Origin of the sequence: Lactobacillus sp. UCMA15818 (genome assembly GCF_030400225.1) — a bacterium.
Classification (GTDB): domain Bacteria; phylum Bacillota; class Bacilli; order Lactobacillales; family Lactobacillaceae; genus Liquorilactobacillus.
Genome location: NZ_VJYB01000016.1, coordinates 1 through 17,433 on the forward strand (window position 1 = coordinate 1; position 17,433 = coordinate 17,433).

The following is a 17,433-nucleotide window of genomic DNA, read 5'->3' on the forward strand; positions in this document are numbered from 1 at the left end:
AGCAAAAGAGTGCGGTGATGATGGCAAGAAGGATACACCTGTTCCCATGTCGAACACAGAAGTTAAGCTTCTTCGCGCCGATAGTAGTTGGGGGATCGCCCCCTGCGAGGATAGGTCGTTGCCGTGCTTATAGTTATTCCGGCATAGCTCAGTTGGTAGAGCACCTGACTGTTAATCAGGTTGTCGACGGTTCGAGCCCGCCTGCCGGAGTTTAGTATATGTGCTGGAGAGTTGTCCGAGTTGGCCGAAGGAGCATGATTGGAAATCATGTAAACGGGTTATGACCTGTTTCAAGGGTTCGAATCCCTTACTCTCCGTTGCAGAATGACCCGTTGGTCAAGTGGTTAAGACACCGCCCTTTCACGGCGGTAACATGGGTTCAAATCCCGTACGGGTCAATATTGGAGGATTAGCTCAGTTGGGAGAGCGTCTGCCTTACAAGCAGAGGGTCACAGGTTCGAGCCCTGTATCCTCCATAATATTACGGTCCTATAGTGTAGGGGTCTATCACGCCTGCCTGTCACGCAGGAGATCGTCGGTTCAAATCCGTCTAGGACCGTTTTATGTTTATATATATTTTTTGATGGCTCGGTAGCTCAGTTGGTAGAGCAATGGATTGAAGCTCCATGTGTCGGCAGTTCGATTCTGTCCCGCGCCACCATGGAAGGGTAGCGAAGTCTGGCTAAACGCGGCGGACTGTAAATCCGCTCCTTCGGGTTCGGTGGTTCGAATCCACTCCCTTCCATTTTTAATAATAGGGGTATAGTTTAAAGGTAGAACTACGGTCTCCAAAACCGTCAGTGTGGGTTCAATTCCTACTACCCCTGCCATATGGCGATAGTGGCGAAGTGGTTAACGCACCGGATTGTGGCTCCGGCACGCGTGGGTTCGATTCCCACCTATCGCCTTTAAAATTGGGTTATAGCCAAGTGGTAAGGCAAGGGACTTTGACTCCCTCATGCGCTGGTTCGAATCCAGCTAACCCAGTTTTGGATTTGTACTATATCTGGCGGTATAGCCAAGTGGTAAGGCAGAGGTCTGCAAAACCTTCATCACCGGTTCAAATCCGGTTACCGCCTTTAGTTGCTTTTAGGCGCTAACTGTAGTATAGTTTTACCTTGTAATATGCCGGTGTGGCGGAATTGGCAGACGCGCTGGACTCAAAATCCAGTGCCCGTTGAGGGCGTATCGGTTCGACCCCGATCACCGGTATTTTTAGTTATAATTAGAAGCAATAAGAAAGTCTTAAACCGTATGGTTGAGGCTTTTTTATTTTTAATAAAAATAATTAATTATGAAGTTGTTGCAATTTTGCTGCTAACAGCAGAAAACCGGTAGTAAAATGTATAAGATATTCGTAATTTCGTGTTGGTTCTCAAATTTTACCATCTGATAGGAGAGCCTTTATGGCATACTATTTACTTGGAATAGGTATAATTCAACCTTAGAATTATTGTCACTGAGTTTGCAGCTTTTACAAGAGTTACAAGACTATTAATGATAGGTCAAAATCCAATTGTTGATCAATCGATGCTGTTTCTCAAATAAATAACGGAATAATTTAGTAAATATGCATTGCTGTCTGCTTATAATCTAGGTTTATTCGTGAATTATTCTATATTGATGGAATTAGATATTCTTTGAAATAGGTATCCAGATTGTAACTCAGACATATCTAAAAAAAGAATATTGTATGAGCAGTTTAGAAGATTTAAGGCTGAATTTCCGTCCTAAAAAATTAAAGTTAATATCGTGAGCATGTAAGAAGTTATACTTTACAAAAATAGAAAGATCAAAAATTCGATGAATATAGCTTGCTTTTGATTAATAAAGGGTAATATATCTTTATAAAAAAAATAAAAATATAGAATTAAATTAGATATAAACAGTTTTATTTTTTTTGTAGACATCCAATTGCATGTGATGTTATAATTTGTGACATCAAATAGGGGGGATTCTTATATGAATGCAGCTAATACTACATTTTTGATTATTTCGTGTGTTCTAGTATTTTTTATGACACCTGGTTTAGCTTTTTTCTATGGTGGATTGGTTTCAAAAAAGAATGTTGTTAATACAATGTTTTCAGTCTTTGTAATTTGTGGAGTTGCTGTTTTACTTTATGCAGCAGTTGGTTATGAACTCTCATTCAATGGAAATATTGGCGGCGTAATTGGAACTGTTAAGCATTTCTTTCTAGATGGTTTGAACTTAGCTCAATTACAGTCGAAAGAGCTTGGAATTAACGTTGGTACCTTTTTACTGTTTCAAATGATGTTTGCTATTATTACACCTGCACTCTTTGTTGGAGCGGTAGTTGGTAGGATGAAATTTAATTTTTTGCTTATTTTTATTATTTTATGGTCAATTTTCATTTATTATCCAATGGTACATATGGTATGGAGTAGCAATGGTCTGCTTGCTTCATATGGTGTTTTGGATTTTGCTGGTGGAACAGTTGTTCATATCAATGCAGGTGTTACTGCTCTGGTACTTTCAGTGTTCCTTGGTAAGAGAATTAACTTTGGAAAAGAAAAACAGAGTCATTATAATTTACCTTGGGTACTCTTAGGTACAACAATTCTTTGGATTGGTTGGTATGGTTTTAATGCTGGTTCGGCACTCGGCATGACGGAAATTGCTGTTCAGGCATTCTTGACAACTACTATTGCTACGGCTGCAGCATTAGTTACTTGGATGGTTTTGGATATGGTCGTCGTTGGTAAACCTACATTGGAGGGTGCGTGTACAGGAACAATTTGTGGGCTTGTCGGAATTACCCCCGCAACAGGTTTTGTAACGGGTGCTGGTGCGTTTTGGATTGGCGCTTTGAGTGCAATCGTGAGTTATTTGTTTATCACATATGTCAAACCAAAATTAAAATATGATGATCCACTAGATGCATTTGGTTGCCACGGTGTTTCAGGGATTGTAGGATCAATTTTAACTGGTGCGTTTGCAAGTAAATTCGCTAATAGTTCTATTAGCAATGGATTATTTTATGGTGGAGGCTTCCACCAATTATTGATTCAAATCGTTGGAACGTTATTTACAATTGTGTTTGTCACAATTGTAGCAAGCCTGCTAATATTTATTTTGAAACTCTTCATGAAGATACGTGTTGAAGAAAGTGCTGAAATTACTGGACTTGATCAATCTGAACATGGTGAAATTGCTGATTACACTGTTTCAACAACTAGTGCTGATGTTGGAAAATATGAACAGGAATTTCAAGGTCAATTAGCACATTTAAATAATCCCCAAGATTAATACTAATATAAAATATAAAAGAAAAAGAGTTAATACATGGCATGACTTACCTCCTAAAATGCTTGGAGATAAGAGAGACATGTACTTAACTCTTTTTTTTATTTGAAATGCTATTTCAACTTAATGTAGTTTGATACCTTATCAACACCATAATTTCTAATCTGATACAACAAAATATCGGCACAGGCACGACTATCATCTAACGCATTGTGATGATGATTCAGTGTAATATCAAGATTTGAGCAAATTGTATTGAGCTTGTAGTTATCTAAACTAAAAAGGTTGCGACTCGTTGCAAGTGTGTCAAGAACTAAATAATTAGGAACAGCCAGGTCGTAAAATTGAAGAGTATGGCTTAGAACACTACAATCAAAATTTGCATTATGTGCAACAATTAATTTATCCTTCATGAAAAAATTGGATATGTGCGGCCACAATTCTGAGAAATTAGGAGCTCCCAGAACATCTTTTCCTGTTATTCCATGTATTTGGGTATTGCGCCAGTGAAATGGTGTCTGAGGATCGATTAAAGAATACAATTCATCAACTACTCGGTTATTTTCAACTACAGTTAGTGCAATTGAACAAGCACTATTTCTTTTAGCATTAGCAGTTTCAAAATCAAATGCAACAAAATTCATAGGCAAGACCTCCTAACTTTTATATATTTGCATACAATCATACCATAATTTTAACCTTAATTTTAGCAGAATGATTGCAAATGTTAAAGGGGACATAGCTTTTTTAAGTTATTAATATTTAATGAAATAAGTGATTTATTTATACAAAAGGACACAAAATTTTATAAAATATAATAGTGTATGTTTAGTGGTGTGGTACTTGAAGAAAAAGTGCTACACTTGAAAGAGATGTTAATGAATGTGGGGATATTTGGAATGAAACAGATACAAGAATTATTCGTAGAAAAATTTACTGAAGAAAAAATTAAAGTTGAAAGATCGTTGTCAGAGTATACCAATACAAAAACGGGAGGACCGGCTGAGATACTTGCCTTTCCAACAGAGACAAAAGATATTTGTGAGATGATTAATATTGCAAATGAATATCAGTTGCGAGTAACTGTGATTGGGAATGCAAGTAACCTGATTGTAAGAGAAAAGGGAATCAGAGGTCTCGTAATAATCTTAACTAACATGAAAAGTATCAAAATAGAGAACAGCACAGTAATTGCAGAAGCTGGTGCATCTTTAATAAGAGTGACGGAAAGGGTATATAGTGCTGGTTTGACAGGAATGGAATTTGCTGCAGGGATTCCGGGTAGTGTTGGAGGAGCAGTCTTCATGAATGCTGGCGCGTATGAAGGAGATGTCAGTCAAGTAGTTAGCGAAGTTGAGGTTTTAACTCCTGAAGGAAAAATGAGAACGTACACAAACGAAGAAATGAACTTTGCATACAGACACAGCAGAATTCAAGATGAAGAAGATATTGTGTTAAAAGCAGTTTTTAGATTACAGAGTGGTGACAAAAAGAAAATTAGAGAAAAAATGGATAATTTTAATTTCTTAAGAGGTTCTAAACAACCATTAGAATACCCATCCTGTGGCAGTGTTTTTAAAAGACCGAAAGGATATTTTACGGGTAAATTAATTCATGATGCAGGATTGCAAGGATTTATGATTGGTGGCGCCCAAATTTCACTCAAACATGCGGGATTTATTGTTAATCGGGGGAATGCAACAGCTTCTGATTATATTGCCGTCATAAAATATATTAAAACAATTATTAAACAAGAATTTTCTGTAGAATTACAAACAGAAGTAAGAATTATAGGTGAAAAATAATTTTTTCTTGGAGTTTTGCGAAAAGAAAGGCAGACTCCTTTTTTTTTAGTCAATTTTTTGTAATAATAATAGATGGAGGTGTTAGCTGAATGTCGATTGTGGAAACCGTCATTGGACTTGTTCTATTAGTTTTATTATCAAATTTGATTAATCATTATTTTAAAGCAATTCCTGTGAGTTTGATTCAAATTATTTTGGGAACCATTTTCGCACTTATTTTTAACTTAAAAATCGAGTTGGAGTCAAGTTGGTTTTTGTTACTTTTTATCGCTCCCTTGTTATATAATGATGGGCGAAAATTTCCTAAAGAAGAACTTTGGAAGCTGAAGGGGGCAATCTTTAATAATGCCATTATTTTAGTATTTATTACGATGCTTCTTGGCGGCTTCCTAATTCATCTAATAATACCTGCACTTCCTCTGCCAGTAGGAATTGCTCTAGCTGCGATTCTAGCTCCGACAGATCCAGTTGCTGTACATTCAATATCAAAACAAGTTAAACTGCCTGATAACATTCTTCATTTGGTCAGTGGTGAAAGCTTGATAAATGATGCAAGTGGACTGATTGGTTTTAAGTATGCAGTAATGGTAGCTGTTACTGGCTATTTTTCACTTAAAACAGCATTGGTGGAACTTTTTTATTTTGGAATTGTCGGATTTGTATCAGGATTTGTATTGATAACAATTGTTGTGTTAATCATTGAGTGGCTGATTGTCAAGGGCTTTAATGATGTTGTTTTTAATACAGTGCTTCAATTATGTGTACCTTTCATCATTTATCTACTGACAGAAGAATCGTTTCATGCATCCGGTGTAATAGCTGTTGTTGTTGCAGGCGTTATCTTTGCATCTAAACGTAATTCATTTATCAGAATTCAGCCTGAGATCAATATTGTCAGTGAAAGAATGTGGGATTTAATCGTTTATCTCCTAAATGGAATAATGTTCACGATTTTGGGTGTGGAGCTTCCTGTTGCGATGCACGGAACGATTGAAAATGAAGATATAAACACTTTTTCAGCAATATTTTTTGTCTTTGTGATGTGGGGATTACTACTATTAATTAGGATAACTTGGACTTATTGCTATCAGCTCTTCACTAGTGACGCTAAATCCAAATCAGTGAAAGAAAAACTAAAGGTTGCGCTATTATCTGGTATATCTGGTGTTCGTGGTGCAATTACGATGGCTGGAGCACTTACTATTCCAACACAGATTGCTTCGGGCGAAGCTTTTCCTGAAAGATCCCTGGTGTTATTCATTGCCGCTGGAGTAATCATTCTAAGTATGGTTGCTGCAATAATCGTATTACCATTTATTTCTGGAGATGTCGCCTTGCAAACACGTGGAGGATTAGGAGACTTGGATGCCAGCAAAGTTTTGGATACACCTGATGATGAAGATGAGCAACTTGAGATTAGTAGCAACAAAGCAAAATTATATATTCTAAAAACCGCTGTTCGAAGTCTTGAAGAACAAAGGCGCATGGGTAACGAGTTAGCTGTTTATCATCTAATCTTGGAATATCAATTTATGATAAAAAGACTCGAAGTTAATGAATATGCGGATGACTTAAACAAAGCAGCAACTTCAGATGAGATTAAGCTGCACAAAGTTGCATTAAGGGGTCAGCTCAATGAATTGGAACGGCTTCATCAGACAAATCAAATCCAAGAAAAAGTGTATCATAAGTTCAAGAAGTCTTTAAAAAATCAACTAAAGCGGGCAGATTATAAGGCTAGAATTCGACAAGAATGGCCATTCCCAACTGTATTGGAATCCACGAGAAAGTTCTGGCGCTCAATCTCGCTGTGGATTGGTATTAAACAAGATGAGAAATACGGTGTTGAAGTTAGGCTTGTTGAACGTTCAATTGCAAAAGCAGCAATTAAGGGCCTTTCAGAATATATCAAGAATCCTGAGGTTAATGAGAAAAAAATAAATCGAGAAGTTATCTATCACATGATAATTACTTACAAAAGTATTATTGAAAAACAAAAAGGAAAGGAAGCACTCTCAAGGAAAGATTATCAAGAGCAAGTTAGGAGACTTAGATTTAAGTCAATTGCAGCACAAAGATCCGCACTGCAGTATTTAGTCGAGCAAGGTTATGTCAATCATCAAGCTGCAAATAGTTTGCGGCAATATATCAATCATGAAGAGAGTCTAAATTTGCGAGCATCAATCTTACCAAGTTAATTCCAGGAGGCATTGTATTTCTCTAGCAGCAAAAATAATTGCAGAAATTTGATTCGATTTAGGGAAAATTCAGTTTAAAAATTAAATTTTATACCGTCTCTCAAAAGTTAGATAAAAAAGCTAATTTTTGAGGAACGGTATTTTTGTGATTAAATATAATTTTGAATTAGTACTCAAATTTTCCCGACTTATGCACACTCCTTATTGTTCTTCCTGTGTACTTTTATTTTGTTCAAGTAATTCTTGATCGTTTGCCAAAGAACTACGTGTAATGGCGAAAGAAAAGTAAAAAATCAACTGAATAATTGTCATAAAGCCAATAAAAACAAGCATCCGTGGATTCCACATTTGGATAAGCTCTGATATTACCTCTTTAGGAGCGATAAAAAGGTATGCGGTGTGAAGTCTTAAAAATCTACCGATATAGATTCCCACGGAAGAAAAGACTATTAAAGCCGAAATTAAGGTAATTTTGTTAGTTTTAGACCATAACTTAAATTTAATCAAGATTGTATCTGCGACATGTTCCAGACTCCAAAATCCCATTAATGAACACCCAAGAGCACTAGTGACTAAGTTAGTGAATTTTAGCCAGAGGTGGAGATTGAACTCCATTAGTCCAGTTGAGCTGTCATAAGGATTAAGCATTGCGAGATGGAAGAGATCAGTAATAACGTACGGAGCATTCGGATAAAATAGAAGCCACAAGATTAATAAAACTATAAAGATTGGTGTTTTCTTTTGAGAATCAATATGCATTGCAATTTCAATTGGAATATAACCTAGGAAAGTATTTAATAACAGAAAGCTGTATATTCCATTGTGAGATGCGACAGTAATATAGATATATAGCATAAAAATATAAAAAGAAAGTCGAACTATCCATTTATTTAATTTTGACATAAAATCACCCAATTCCATTACAACTATTTTACATAATTAATACTAAAAATTGAAGAATAATGAAATAACTTTTGTATTTTTTAACTATTTGGTTGTAACACAGAAGTAGAAATATCTGTGCTATAATTAATTTATATTTCTTAGGGGGTAAAATGATGAACATTGCTTGGGACAGCCTTTTCTCATGGCAAAATGTAGCTAACATAATAGATATTCTAGTAGTATGGTACGTGATATACAAGTTAATGATGCTGCTTAGAGGAACAAAAGCCGTCCAGTTGTTTAAAGGTGTAATTATAATAGTACTAATTAAACTTATAAGTTGGTTTTTTGATTTGCAAATGGTATCTTGGGTAACTGATCAGATAATTAATTGGGGTTTTATAGCAATTATAATTATTTTCCAACCAGAAATTAGACGAGGGCTTGAACACCTTGGTCGTGGTTCCGTTTTTTTTCATAATAAAAAGCAAAATGAAAACGAACGTAACATGATTAAGGCCCTTGATTCGGCAATTCAATATATGTCTAAACGTCGAATAGGTGCCTTAGTTACAATTCAAAAAAATACAGGTTTGGAAGACTACGTAGAAACAGGTATTAGGCTGGATGCGGACATTACAGGTGCACTATTAATTAATATTTTTATTCCAAACACACCATTGCATGATGGTGCAGTCATAATTAAGGAAAATAAGATTGCTGTAGCGGCAGCATATCTACCGTTATCAGAAAGTAACCTAATTCCAAAAGCACTTGGAACAAGACACAGAGCTGCGGTTGGTATCAGTGAAGTTACAGATGCACTCACAATCGTCGTTTCAGAAGAGACTGGTGGAGTAACCATCACAAAAAATAATGAGTTATTAAGGGATTTGACTAGGGAAGACTACTTGAAGTTGTTGAACAGAGAATTAATTGTTGAGGAAAAGGATAAAAAAGAGAACAGAATCTTGACATCTTTCGTTAGTTTTTTTGAAGGAGGGAAGAGAAAATGAATTTTAATAAATTTATTGATTCTCCTCTTTTTTACAGAATAATTGCGTTAACGTTAGCAGTTTTGCTTTTTGCATATACAAATGAAGATAATCTGAGTAGTACTAGAAATAATACTGAATCAACAATGTTAGCAAATGCTTCAACTACTATGAAGGTGGCCTTGCAACTAGACGTAAATAGTAATAAATATTTTGTTACTGGCTATCCAGAAAAAGTAAAAGTAAAAATTTCTGGTTCAAAGGCAATGGTAACAACGATTTCAAATACTCGTAATTTTAAAATTTATGCAGATTTGACAGATTTGAAACCAGGAACCCATGAGGTAACTCTGAAACAATCAGGATTGAATAGTGACTTGGATTATACAATTAATCCTAAAAAGATTAAAATCACGATTAGTAACAGAAAGACTAAATCCTTCCCAGTGCAGTTTAAGTATGATAAACAAAGGGTTGCTAATGACTATAAGGTAGGAAGCCCGACTGCTGATCAAGATGTTGTTAGTGCTACAGGAGCTTCCTCAGAGGTCAGCAAGATATCAGAGATTATAGCTGCGGTTGAAATTCCTAAAGGAACAAAAGAGACCTTTAGCCGTTCAGTATTGTTGCAAGCAGTAGATGATAAGGGTAAAATTCTCAACGTGGTGATTTCGCCACAGACAGTTAATGTGAAGATACCAATTTACAGTGAGACTACAACGAAGAAGGTGCCTGTTCAATTTGTAACAACCGGAGATGGTGATTCTGATAAAAGTTATACACTAAGCAGTTCAACTGAAACGGTGACGTTATCAGGGACAAAGAGTAATTTGACCAGTGTTTCATCTTATAAAGTTCCGGTTCCAATTGATGGAGTATCAAGTACAACGACTAAGAGTGTCAATCTTACCTCTCCTGGCAGTGGAGTAACAGTTGTACAACCAAAGAGTGTCAAGGTAAAAATAACCGTGGGGGCTTCTTCTAGTGGTGAGTCTACAGTCTCTTCACAAAGTTCAAGTAGTTCTATGAATGAAACATCCAGTTCTTCGACAAAATCAAGTCAAAACGAGTCAGAAAGTAAAAGTCAGACTTCTTCACAAAGTTCTTCAAGCAGTGAAGTGAATAATTAAAATTTAGTAGTGAAATGAGGATTAACTAGAAATGAAATATTTTGGAACAGATGGTGTTAGAGGTATTGCAAACCAAGAGCTTAGCCCGGAGCTTGCATTCAAGTTGGGTCGCTGTGGTGGATTTGTGTTAACAAAACACGCAAGCGATACTAAACCGCCAAAAGTCTTAGTTGCACGTGATACAAGAATTTCAGGTCAAATGTTAGAGCAAGCATTAATTGCTGGCTTGCTTTCAGTTGGTATTGAAGTCTTTTCACTAGGTGTCATCACGACCCCTGGAGTTGCATACCTAGTCCGAGTACAGGATGCTGATGCAGGTATTATGATTTCTGCATCGCATAATCCAGTTGCAGATAACGGTATTAAATTCTTTGGTGGGGATGGTTATAAGCTATCTGATGAAAAGGAAGAAGAAATTGAGCAGTTGCTTGAATCTGGAGTTGATAATCTGCCACGCCCCTCTGCAGAAGGTCTTGGAACTTTAAGCGACTATCATGAAGGCGTATTAAAATATACGCAATTCTTGGAACAGACGATCCCAGATAATTTAGATGACCTCCACATAGCTGTTGATGGGGCAAACGGAGCAACTAGTGGATTAGTTTCGCGATTATTTGCAGACTTGGGTGTTGATTTTGAAACGATTGCCACTGAACCTGACGGCTTAAATATTAACAAAGCTGTTGGTTCTACTCATCCAGAAGCATTAGCAAAATTTGTGGTTGAAAAAGAGGCACAATTAGGAGTAGCTTTTGATGGTGATGGTGATCGATGTATTGCTGTTGATGAGCTTGGTAATATTATTGATGGTGATGAGATTATGTATATCTGCGGCAAATATTTGAGTGAACGTGGCAGGTTAAAAAAGGATACGATTGTTACCACTGTGATGAGTAATATTGGATTGTACAAGGCAATGGAAAAACAGGAATTGCACTCAGTAAAGACGCAAGTAGGTGATCGTTATGTTGTTGAAGAGATGAGAAAAGATGGCTATAATTTGGGTGGTGAACAATCTGGACACGTCGTTTTTCTTGATTTCAATACAACAGGAGATGGGATGTTGACAGCGTTACAGTTACTTAATGTAGTTCAGAAAACAGGTAAGAAATTATCTGAACTTGCTAGTGAAGTGACTACCTATCCACAAGAATTAGTCAATGTAAAGGTAACTGACAAGAAGGCTGCCTTAGAAAATGAAGCAATCAAGGAAATAATTAAGCAGGTTCAAATTAAGATGGGTTCTGAAGGCCGTGTCCTAGTTAGACCTAGTGGAACAGAGAATCTTCTTAGAGTTATGGCAGAAGCTAAAACAAAGGAAGAAGTCCATGAATACGTTATGCAAATAGTAGATGTGGTTAAGAGTGAGATGGGGATATAGATCCCTAACAGATTACTTTAATTAAAATAATTCAAGCACAATAGCTAGGATATACTGCGGTAAATTTGAGTACTAACTCGAATTTATGTACATGATGTGCATTTTTGCTATGAGTAATTAAAAGTTAGACGGAGAATTTGAATTATGAAACATGTTTATTCGTAATCAATAAGAGACTGAGACAAAATTTAACTTTTGTTCCAGTCTCTTATTGATTTTTTGTAATAAAAATTGTTAGAAGACGAACTAGTGAGCGTTATTTTTTGATATATGTTAATTGAGAAAGAAACGGACACCGAGGTTAATCAATCTAAAAAGCAAATAAAAGAGAAGCGAGACAAAGAGATAGAAAAGAATTATTAGCAGAAGTGGTACAAACCAATACTTAGTTTGAATTAGCATAATTCCAATACTAAAGATTTTAAGAGTAGCACTGTAGTTTCCTAACAGTGAAACAATAACTTTAAGAATGCACAGAATTGCTCCTAAAAAGAAACTAAGTTTGAATTGTTTTGGATTTACCAAATTATTGTTCCTCCCAGTGTATAAAAGTAAAACTATAATTCATAGTATATGACAAAATAAAAATAATAAAAATAAAAAAGATATTGACAACGCTTACTGAAATCGGTATCATAATAGATGTAAGGTAATTACTATTTTACCTTCTAATCAATTCTCTTTCTCTCTTATGCCAGAGGGGGCTAAGCCAAAAGAATATTTTGGCTTAGCCCTTTCTTTGATTATATTGAGTAAGTTACTATGACAACACCCTTTTGGCTGTCTTATAATTATTCAAATTATTAAATGGTTAACTAAAAAGATTGGTTGACTTAATATTAGCTGACTATCTATACTATTTGTGAAAGGATGAGGATACAAATGAAGAGTCATGAAATTTTAACATTGATTGAGGAAATCACAAGAAATGATGGTACAAAGTACTTTGAAATATCAAATATGGTTCAAAATGGCAGGGCGGAATTAGCGGTACAAAGAGGATTAATCAAGGAAGTCAGAATTTTGCAGCTCAATATTCCACGCTCAACTAGTGTTATTGAATATGAAAATTACATAAATCAGAACTTCGAGATGCCTGAAGAAAAATTTGATCATTTTGAAGAGTGGACAAAAACGGAAAAGATAGGCAAAACTATTAAGCAGATACTAGTTGAAAATCATATTTCTTAATTTTTGAATTGATTGATTTTAAATATGTGAAGAGTTGATGGGAGAATTTCACAAAAAATTCCTTTACACAAACGTTACAATAAAGTGACTTCTATCTTTACATTCATATAATAGAATGATACTTGTAACAACGAAAGGAAGAAGAAAAAAATGAAAAAGCTCACCAAAATTGCTACAGTTATTATTGCTGCTTCAGCTATTCTTGTTGGATGCGGGAAGTCTAATTCAAGTTCGTCATCTTCATCTGCCTCAAGTAAGGCAGTATCTGGTAAGATTACAATCGTTGGGTCAACGGCCTTACAACCATTAGTAGAAAAAGCTGCAGAGAATTTTCAAACAGATAATTCTAAAGTAAGCATTACTGTTCAAGGTGGCGGTTCAGGAACTGGTTTAAGCCAAGTTCAATCTGGCGCGGTAACAATTGGAAACTCTGATATCTTTGCGCAACAAAGTGATGGTATAACAGCAAGCAAGCTTAATGATAACAAGGTTGCCGTTGTGGGGATGGCACCTGTTGTTAATAAGGACGTAGGTGTTAAAAACTTAACAATGAAGCAATTACGCAACATCTTTACTGGTAAAATTACTAACTGGAAAGAAGTTGGCGGTAAAGATCAGGATATAGTTTTGATTAATCGTGCGGAAGGTAGTGGAACTCGTGCTACTTTTGAAACGAATGTTATGAACGGTGAAACAGCTGCTAAGTCCCAAGAACAAGATTCAAATGGGACTGTTCAAAAGATGGTTGCTGAGACACCAGGTGCCATTAGTTACTTAGCTTTCTCATACATTACTTCTAGTATTCAAGAAGTATCACTTGATGGTGTAAAGCCAACTGATGCAAATGTAACAACAAACAAATGGAAAATTTGGTCATACGAGCACATGTATACTAAAGGAACACCAAATGCTGCAACAAAGGCATTTCTTAGCTACATGAAGTCTGACAAAGTTCAAAATAGTTTGGTTAAAGAACTTGGTTACGTTTCAATTGGTAAGATGAAGGTTCAAAAGAATGCAGATAACAAAGTAACTGATATTAAATAATAAATTGCAATACCGTAATCTCCGACTGTATAATGATTTAAAATATAATTGTTAAACAATGGATGATTAATGGGGGTGAGCTAAGTGAAAATTCATTTAGTTCACTCCCAAATTTTGGTGGAGAGGTGATTTTAATGGATCCTATCAAGGATAAGATTCAAAGTACATCAAGAGAAACGAGACAGGATATAGTTGGTAAAGTGCTTTCATATTCTTGTATATCACTAATAGTAATTGTTGTATTATCAATTTTTGTCTTTGTTGCAACAAAGGGATTAGCAACATTTGTAGTTAATAAAGCAAGTATCTGGGATTTTCTTTTTGGAACAAATTGGAATCCTTCTGCAACGGATAAAGCAGGCAATCCACTTTTAGGAGCTTTACCGATGATTACTGGTTCTTTCGGAGTAACAATTATTGCTGTGATTTTTGCAGCTCCATTTGCAATTGGAACAGCACTGTATATGACAGAGGTAGCATCTAGGCGTGGTGAAAAACTGCTTCAAAGTGTTATTGAACTACTGGTGGGAATTCCGTCAGTTGTTTATGGATTTATCGGATTGTCTGTAGTTGTACCATTTGTTAGAACTCATTTTGGCGGTTCAGGATACGGAATATTATCCGGAGCTTTTGTTCTTTTTGTAATGGTTCTGCCAACAGTAACATCAATGACTGTGGATAGTTTGAGGGCAGTTCCAAAATATTATAAGGAAGCTTCATTAGCGTTAGGTGCTACAAAATGGCAAACAATCTATAAAGTTCTTTTAAGATCATCAACATCTGGTATTTTGACGGCGATTATCTTTGGGATGGCTCGTGCATTTGGTGAGGCACTTGCTGTTCAAATGGTTATCGGTAACGCTGCTGTAATGCCAAAGGGTCTGCTGGCACCAGCCTCAACTTTGACAAGTGTACTTACAATGGGAATTGGGAACACTGTTATGGGAACTGTGGGAAATAATGCCCTTTGGTCACTTGCTTTAATGCTATTATTAATGTCATTAATCTTCAATATCATTGTAAGATTCATTGGACGCAAGGGGAGAATGTAATATGAAAACAAAATTCCAAAATAATGTAGCTATTGCAGTTATTCGTGTTATTGCTGTTCTAGTTGTCTTAATCCTAGCTTTCTTGTTGGGTGATATTTTGATCTCGGGCGTTCCACATATTTCATGGCATTTTTTGACTGCTCCATCACAAGCCTTCACAAGTGGTGGCGGGATTGGGGTACAGTTGTTCAATTCCATTTACTTATTACTATTGACTTTAATAATTTCTTTTCCAATCTCATTAGGCGCGGGAATATTTCTGTCAGAATATGCTCCCAAAAATATTTTTACTGCTACTGTACGAATGGCGATTGAAGTTTTGAGTTCATTACCCTCTGTTGTTGTTGGACTATTCGGGTTCTTATTATTTGTTGTTCAGCTAGACATGGGATTTTCAATTTTATCTGGTGCAATTGCTCTTACATTTTTTAACTTGCCGTTACTAACTAGAAATATTGAAGAATCACTTAGAGCAGTTCCAGATCTTCAAAGAGAAGCCGGATTGTCTTTGGGATTATCTAAGTGGAGGACAGTTATTAAAGTGATCTTACCGGAGGCACTTCCTGGAATCATAACGGGTGTTGTGTTAGGTGCGGGCCGTGTCTTTGGTGAGGCAGCCGCCTTAATATATACCGCGGGGCAAAGCGCAACAAATATTGACTTTGGCAATTGGAACCCATTCAATGCAACTAGTCCGCTCAATTTAATGAGACCAGCTGAAACCTTAGCAGTCCACATTTGGAAAATTAATTCTGAAGGTGTTATGCCTGATGCAGCAGCAGTCTCAGCTGGTTCATCTGCTGTTTTAATAATTGCGGTTTTGATTTTTAATTTCTCTGCTCGCGTAATTGGTAATCAGTTGTATCGCAAATTGACGGCAACCAAGTAGGAGGATTTGTTAATGGGTATTAATAAATATGATTTTAATGAAAAAAATATTTTAAAATTTGATTCTAATGAACACGAGCTTGCGATTGCTACAAAGAATCTACAAGTTTTTTATGGTGATAAGCATGCACTTTTTGATGGTGACTTAGAATTTGAAAGATACAAGATTACTTCTTTAATTGGTGCTTCTGGTTCTGGCAAATCAACTTATTTGCGCTCGTTAAATCGAATGAACGATAATGTTGCCCGGGTAGAAGGAGAGATTCAATATCGTGGTTTGAATGTTAATTCAAAGAAAATTAATGTTTATGAGATGAGAAAACATATTGGAATGGTCTTTCAAAGACCTAATCCATTTTCAAAATCTATTCGTGAAAACATTACTTTTGCATTGAAAGAACAGGGTTTAAAAAATAAGAAAAAATTAGAAGAAGTTGTTGAAAGTAGCTTAAAGGATGCTGCACTTTGGGATGAAGTAAAAGATGACTTAAAAAAGAGTGCATGGTCGTTATCAGGTGGGCAACAGCAGCGCCTTTGCATTGCTCGAACAATAGCAATGAAACCTGATATTTTATTGCTGGATGAGCCAGCAAGTGCACTTGATCCTATCTCAACAAGTAAAATAGAAGAGACCCTAGTAGAGTTAAAGAAACGTTATACAATCATTATTGTGACTCATAATATGCAACAGGCTTCGCGGATTAGTGATTATACTGCCTTTTTCCATTTAGGGCATATTCTTGAATACGATAAAACAAAGCATATTTTTACAACACCAAAAGTCACTGCAACAAATGACTATATTTCTGGGAACTTTGGCTAGGAGGCACTAATATGGAAGAATTTATTACTACAAAGGATATACACCTGTACTATGGGAAAAAAGAAGCTTTAAAGGGGATTAATTTATCTTTTCCAGCCAAGGGAATCAATGCATTGATTGGGCCTTCTGGTTGTGGTAAATCAACCTACTTGAGGACACTTAATCGAATGAATGATTTGATTTCTTCTGTTACTATGACAGGGAGTATCATGATTAATGGGCAAGATATTTATAGTCCTAAGATGGATACGGTTGATCTTCGAAAAAGGGTGGGCATGGTTTTTCAGCAACCTAACCCCTTTCCTTTCTCGATTTATGAAAATGTCACCTATGGATTGCGAATTGCTGGTATTAAAGACAAACAATTACTGGATGAACGTGTTGAACAAAGTTTAAAGCAAGCAGCTGTTTGGGATGAAGTTAAAGATGAACTGCATAAAAGTGCACTTTCACTTTCAGGTGGGCAGCAGCAGCGTGTTTGTATCGCCAGAGTGCTGGCCGTTCAACCAGATGTTATTTTGCTGGACGAACCAACTTCGGCGCTTGATCCGGTATCAAGTGGCTTAATTGAAGACATGCTTTTAACAATTAGAGATAATTATACTATTATTATAGTGACACATAATTTACAACAGGCTTCAAGAATTTCTGACAGAACCGCTTTCTTTTTAAATGGAGAATTAATTGAAGAAGGAAAGACGAAGGGCGTATTTCTTAACCCAAAGAGACAAGAAACGGATGATTACATTAGCGGACGGTTTGGATAGGCAA

General features: G+C 36.1%; 14 protein-coding genes, 12 tRNA genes and 1 rRNA gene. 25 read left to right on the plus strand and 2 right to left on the minus strand.

The window, feature by feature from the left end; genetic code table 11:
• The first annotated feature begins 10 nt into the window (after positions 1-10).
• From rrf to FFX44_RS11370, 14 genes are all read left to right on the plus strand, one after another.
• Positions 11-127 (plus strand): 5S ribosomal RNA (gene rrf / locus FFX44_RS11305).
• 10 nt (positions 128-137) lie between these two features.
• Positions 138-210: transfer RNA gene (locus FFX44_RS11310), tRNA-Asn, on the plus strand.
• A 15-nt stretch (positions 211-225) separates the two neighbouring features.
• Positions 226-317: transfer RNA gene (locus tag FFX44_RS11315), tRNA-Ser, on the plus strand.
• 9 nt (positions 318-326) lie between these two features.
• Positions 327-398: transfer RNA gene (locus tag FFX44_RS11320), tRNA-Glu, on the plus strand.
• A gap of 5 nt (positions 399-403) precedes the next feature.
• Positions 404-476: transfer RNA gene (locus FFX44_RS11325), tRNA-Val, on the plus strand.
• A 9-nt stretch (positions 477-485) separates the two neighbouring features.
• Positions 486-559: transfer RNA gene (locus tag FFX44_RS11330), tRNA-Asp, on the plus strand.
• Positions 560-585: 26 nt separating this feature from the next.
• Positions 586-661: transfer RNA gene (locus FFX44_RS11335), tRNA-Phe, on the plus strand.
• Between the two features lies 1 nt (position 662).
• A tRNA-Tyr gene (locus FFX44_RS11340) sits at positions 663-745 on the plus strand.
• A gap of 11 nt (positions 746-756) precedes the next feature.
• A tRNA-Trp gene (locus FFX44_RS11345) sits at positions 757-830 on the plus strand.
• A 4-nt stretch (positions 831-834) separates the two neighbouring features.
• Positions 835-907: transfer RNA gene (locus FFX44_RS11350), tRNA-His, on the plus strand.
• Between the two features lie 8 nt (positions 908-915).
• Positions 916-987 (plus strand) — tRNA-Gln (locus tag FFX44_RS11355).
• A 21-nt stretch (positions 988-1,008) separates the two neighbouring features.
• A tRNA-Cys gene (locus tag FFX44_RS11360) sits at positions 1,009-1,079 on the plus strand.
• A gap of 48 nt (positions 1,080-1,127) precedes the next feature.
• Positions 1,128-1,212: transfer RNA gene (locus FFX44_RS11365), tRNA-Leu, on the plus strand.
• A gap of 750 nt (positions 1,213-1,962) precedes the next feature.
• Positions 1,963-3,270 carry an ammonium transporter gene (locus FFX44_RS11370; protein WP_289981062.1) on the plus strand — a complete coding sequence of 436 codons (1,308 nt, stop codon included), beginning with the start codon at positions 1,963-1,965 and terminating at the stop codon, positions 3,268-3,270.
• Between the two features lie 110 nt (positions 3,271-3,380).
• On the opposite strand, the gene FFX44_RS11375 is transcribed toward FFX44_RS11370, so the two are convergent.
• Positions 3,381-3,911, minus strand: a complete 531-nt coding sequence (locus tag FFX44_RS11375) for a 3'-5' exonuclease (protein ID WP_289981064.1) — start codon at positions 3,909-3,911, stop codon at positions 3,381-3,383.
• 255 nt (positions 3,912-4,166) lie between these two features.
• Here FFX44_RS11375 and murB point away from each other — a divergent pair, with 255 nt between their 5' ends.
• Complete coding sequence (gene murB, locus FFX44_RS11380; protein WP_289981066.1) at positions 4,167-5,072, plus strand: UDP-N-acetylmuramate dehydrogenase; 906 nt, start codon at positions 4,167-4,169, stop codon at positions 5,070-5,072.
• Between the two features lie 89 nt (positions 5,073-5,161).
• Positions 5,162-7,270, plus strand: coding sequence for a sodium:proton antiporter (locus FFX44_RS11385; RefSeq protein ID WP_289981070.1), 2,109 nt, complete (start codon positions 5,162-5,164; stop codon positions 7,268-7,270).
• A gap of 201 nt (positions 7,271-7,471) precedes the next feature.
• On the opposite strand, the gene FFX44_RS11390 is transcribed toward FFX44_RS11385, so the two are convergent.
• Positions 7,472-8,173, minus strand: a complete 702-nt coding sequence (locus FFX44_RS11390) for a DUF1361 domain-containing protein (RefSeq protein WP_289981072.1) — start codon at positions 8,171-8,173, stop codon at positions 7,472-7,474.
• Between the two features lie 155 nt (positions 8,174-8,328).
• Here FFX44_RS11390 and cdaA point away from each other — a divergent pair, with 155 nt between their 5' ends.
• The 9 genes from cdaA to pstB (FFX44_RS11435) all read left to right on the plus strand — a co-directional run bounded on the left by cdaA (position 8,329) and on the right by pstB (FFX44_RS11435) (position 17,429).
• The gene (gene cdaA, locus FFX44_RS11395) at positions 8,329-9,171 is read left to right on the plus strand and encodes a diadenylate cyclase CdaA (RefSeq protein ID WP_289981073.1); all 843 of its coding nucleotides are present in this window, start codon (positions 8,329-8,331) and stop codon (positions 9,169-9,171) included.
• Complete coding sequence (locus FFX44_RS11400; protein WP_289981074.1) at positions 9,168-10,280, plus strand: CdaR family protein; 1,113 nt, start codon at positions 9,168-9,170, stop codon at positions 10,278-10,280. Before cdaA ends, FFX44_RS11400 begins: the two co-directional genes overlap by 4 nt.
• Positions 10,281-10,311: 31 nt before the next feature.
• The gene (gene glmM, locus FFX44_RS11405; protein ID WP_289981077.1) at positions 10,312-11,661 is read left to right on the plus strand and encodes a phosphoglucosamine mutase; all 1,350 of its coding nucleotides are present in this window, start codon (positions 10,312-10,314) and stop codon (positions 11,659-11,661) included.
• A gap of 882 nt (positions 11,662-12,543) precedes the next feature.
• Positions 12,544-12,852, plus strand: a complete 309-nt coding sequence (locus tag FFX44_RS11410) for a hypothetical protein (protein ID WP_289981078.1) — start codon at positions 12,544-12,546, stop codon at positions 12,850-12,852.
• Positions 12,853-13,002: 150 nt separating this feature from the next.
• Entirely contained in the window at positions 13,003-13,899 is an 897-nt protein-coding gene (locus FFX44_RS11415) for a phosphate ABC transporter substrate-binding protein (RefSeq protein ID WP_289981081.1), read from the plus strand.
• A 134-nt stretch (positions 13,900-14,033) separates the two neighbouring features.
• Positions 14,034-14,951, plus strand: coding sequence for a phosphate ABC transporter permease subunit PstC (gene pstC, locus FFX44_RS11420; protein ID WP_289981082.1), 918 nt, complete (start codon positions 14,034-14,036; stop codon positions 14,949-14,951).
• Position 14,952: 1 nt separating this feature from the next.
• Positions 14,953-15,840 carry a phosphate ABC transporter permease PstA gene (gene pstA / locus FFX44_RS11425; RefSeq protein ID WP_289981084.1) on the plus strand — a complete coding sequence of 296 codons (888 nt, stop codon included), beginning with the start codon at positions 14,953-14,955 and terminating at the stop codon, positions 15,838-15,840.
• A gap of 12 nt (positions 15,841-15,852) precedes the next feature.
• On the plus strand, positions 15,853-16,662 hold the full coding sequence (pstB, locus tag FFX44_RS11430; RefSeq protein ID WP_289981086.1) for a phosphate ABC transporter ATP-binding protein PstB: 810 nt from the start codon (positions 15,853-15,855) through the stop codon (positions 16,660-16,662).
• Positions 16,663-16,673: 11 nt separating this feature from the next.
• On the plus strand, positions 16,674-17,429 hold the full coding sequence (pstB, locus tag FFX44_RS11435; RefSeq protein ID WP_289981087.1) for a phosphate ABC transporter ATP-binding protein PstB: 756 nt from the start codon (positions 16,674-16,676) through the stop codon (positions 17,427-17,429).
• Positions 17,430-17,433: the final 4 nt, after the last annotated feature.

What these genes read in the sequence shown, in the direction of transcription:
- murB (WP_289981066.1), top strand. Translation starts at nt 4,167, where the DNA reads ATGAAACAGATACAAGAATTATTCGTAGAAAAATTTACTGAAGAAAAA.
- FFX44_RS11410 (WP_289981078.1), top strand. Translation starts at nt 12,544, where the DNA reads ATGAAGAGTCATGAAATTTTAACATTGATTGAGGAAATCACAAGAAAT.
- pstA (WP_289981084.1), top strand. Translation starts at nt 14,953, where the DNA reads ATGAAAACAAAATTCCAAAATAATGTAGCTATTGCAGTTATTCGTGTT.
- FFX44_RS11415 (WP_289981081.1), top strand. Translation starts at nt 13,003, where the DNA reads ATGAAAAAGCTCACCAAAATTGCTACAGTTATTATTGCTGCTTCAGCT.
- FFX44_RS11370 (WP_289981062.1), top strand. Translation starts at nt 1,963, where the DNA reads ATGAATGCAGCTAATACTACATTTTTGATTATTTCGTGTGTTCTAGTA.
- FFX44_RS11390 (WP_289981072.1), bottom strand. Translation starts at nt 8,173, where the DNA reads ATGTCAAAATTAAATAAATGGATAGTTCGACTTTCTTTTTATATTTTT.
- FFX44_RS11385 (WP_289981070.1), top strand. Translation starts at nt 5,162, where the DNA reads ATGTCGATTGTGGAAACCGTCATTGGACTTGTTCTATTAGTTTTATTA.
- pstC (WP_289981082.1), top strand. Translation starts at nt 14,034, where the DNA reads ATGGATCCTATCAAGGATAAGATTCAAAGTACATCAAGAGAAACGAGA.
- FFX44_RS11375 (WP_289981064.1), bottom strand. Translation starts at nt 3,911, where the DNA reads ATGAATTTTGTTGCATTTGATTTTGAAACTGCTAATGCTAAAAGAAAT.
- pstB (WP_289981087.1), top strand. Translation starts at nt 16,674, where the DNA reads ATGGAAGAATTTATTACTACAAAGGATATACACCTGTACTATGGGAAA.
- cdaA (WP_289981073.1), top strand. Translation starts at nt 8,329, where the DNA reads ATGAACATTGCTTGGGACAGCCTTTTCTCATGGCAAAATGTAGCTAAC.
- pstB (WP_289981086.1), top strand. Translation starts at nt 15,853, where the DNA reads ATGGGTATTAATAAATATGATTTTAATGAAAAAAATATTTTAAAATTT.
- glmM (WP_289981077.1), top strand. Translation starts at nt 10,312, where the DNA reads ATGAAATATTTTGGAACAGATGGTGTTAGAGGTATTGCAAACCAAGAG.
- FFX44_RS11400 (WP_289981074.1), top strand. Translation starts at nt 9,168, where the DNA reads ATGAATTTTAATAAATTTATTGATTCTCCTCTTTTTTACAGAATAATT.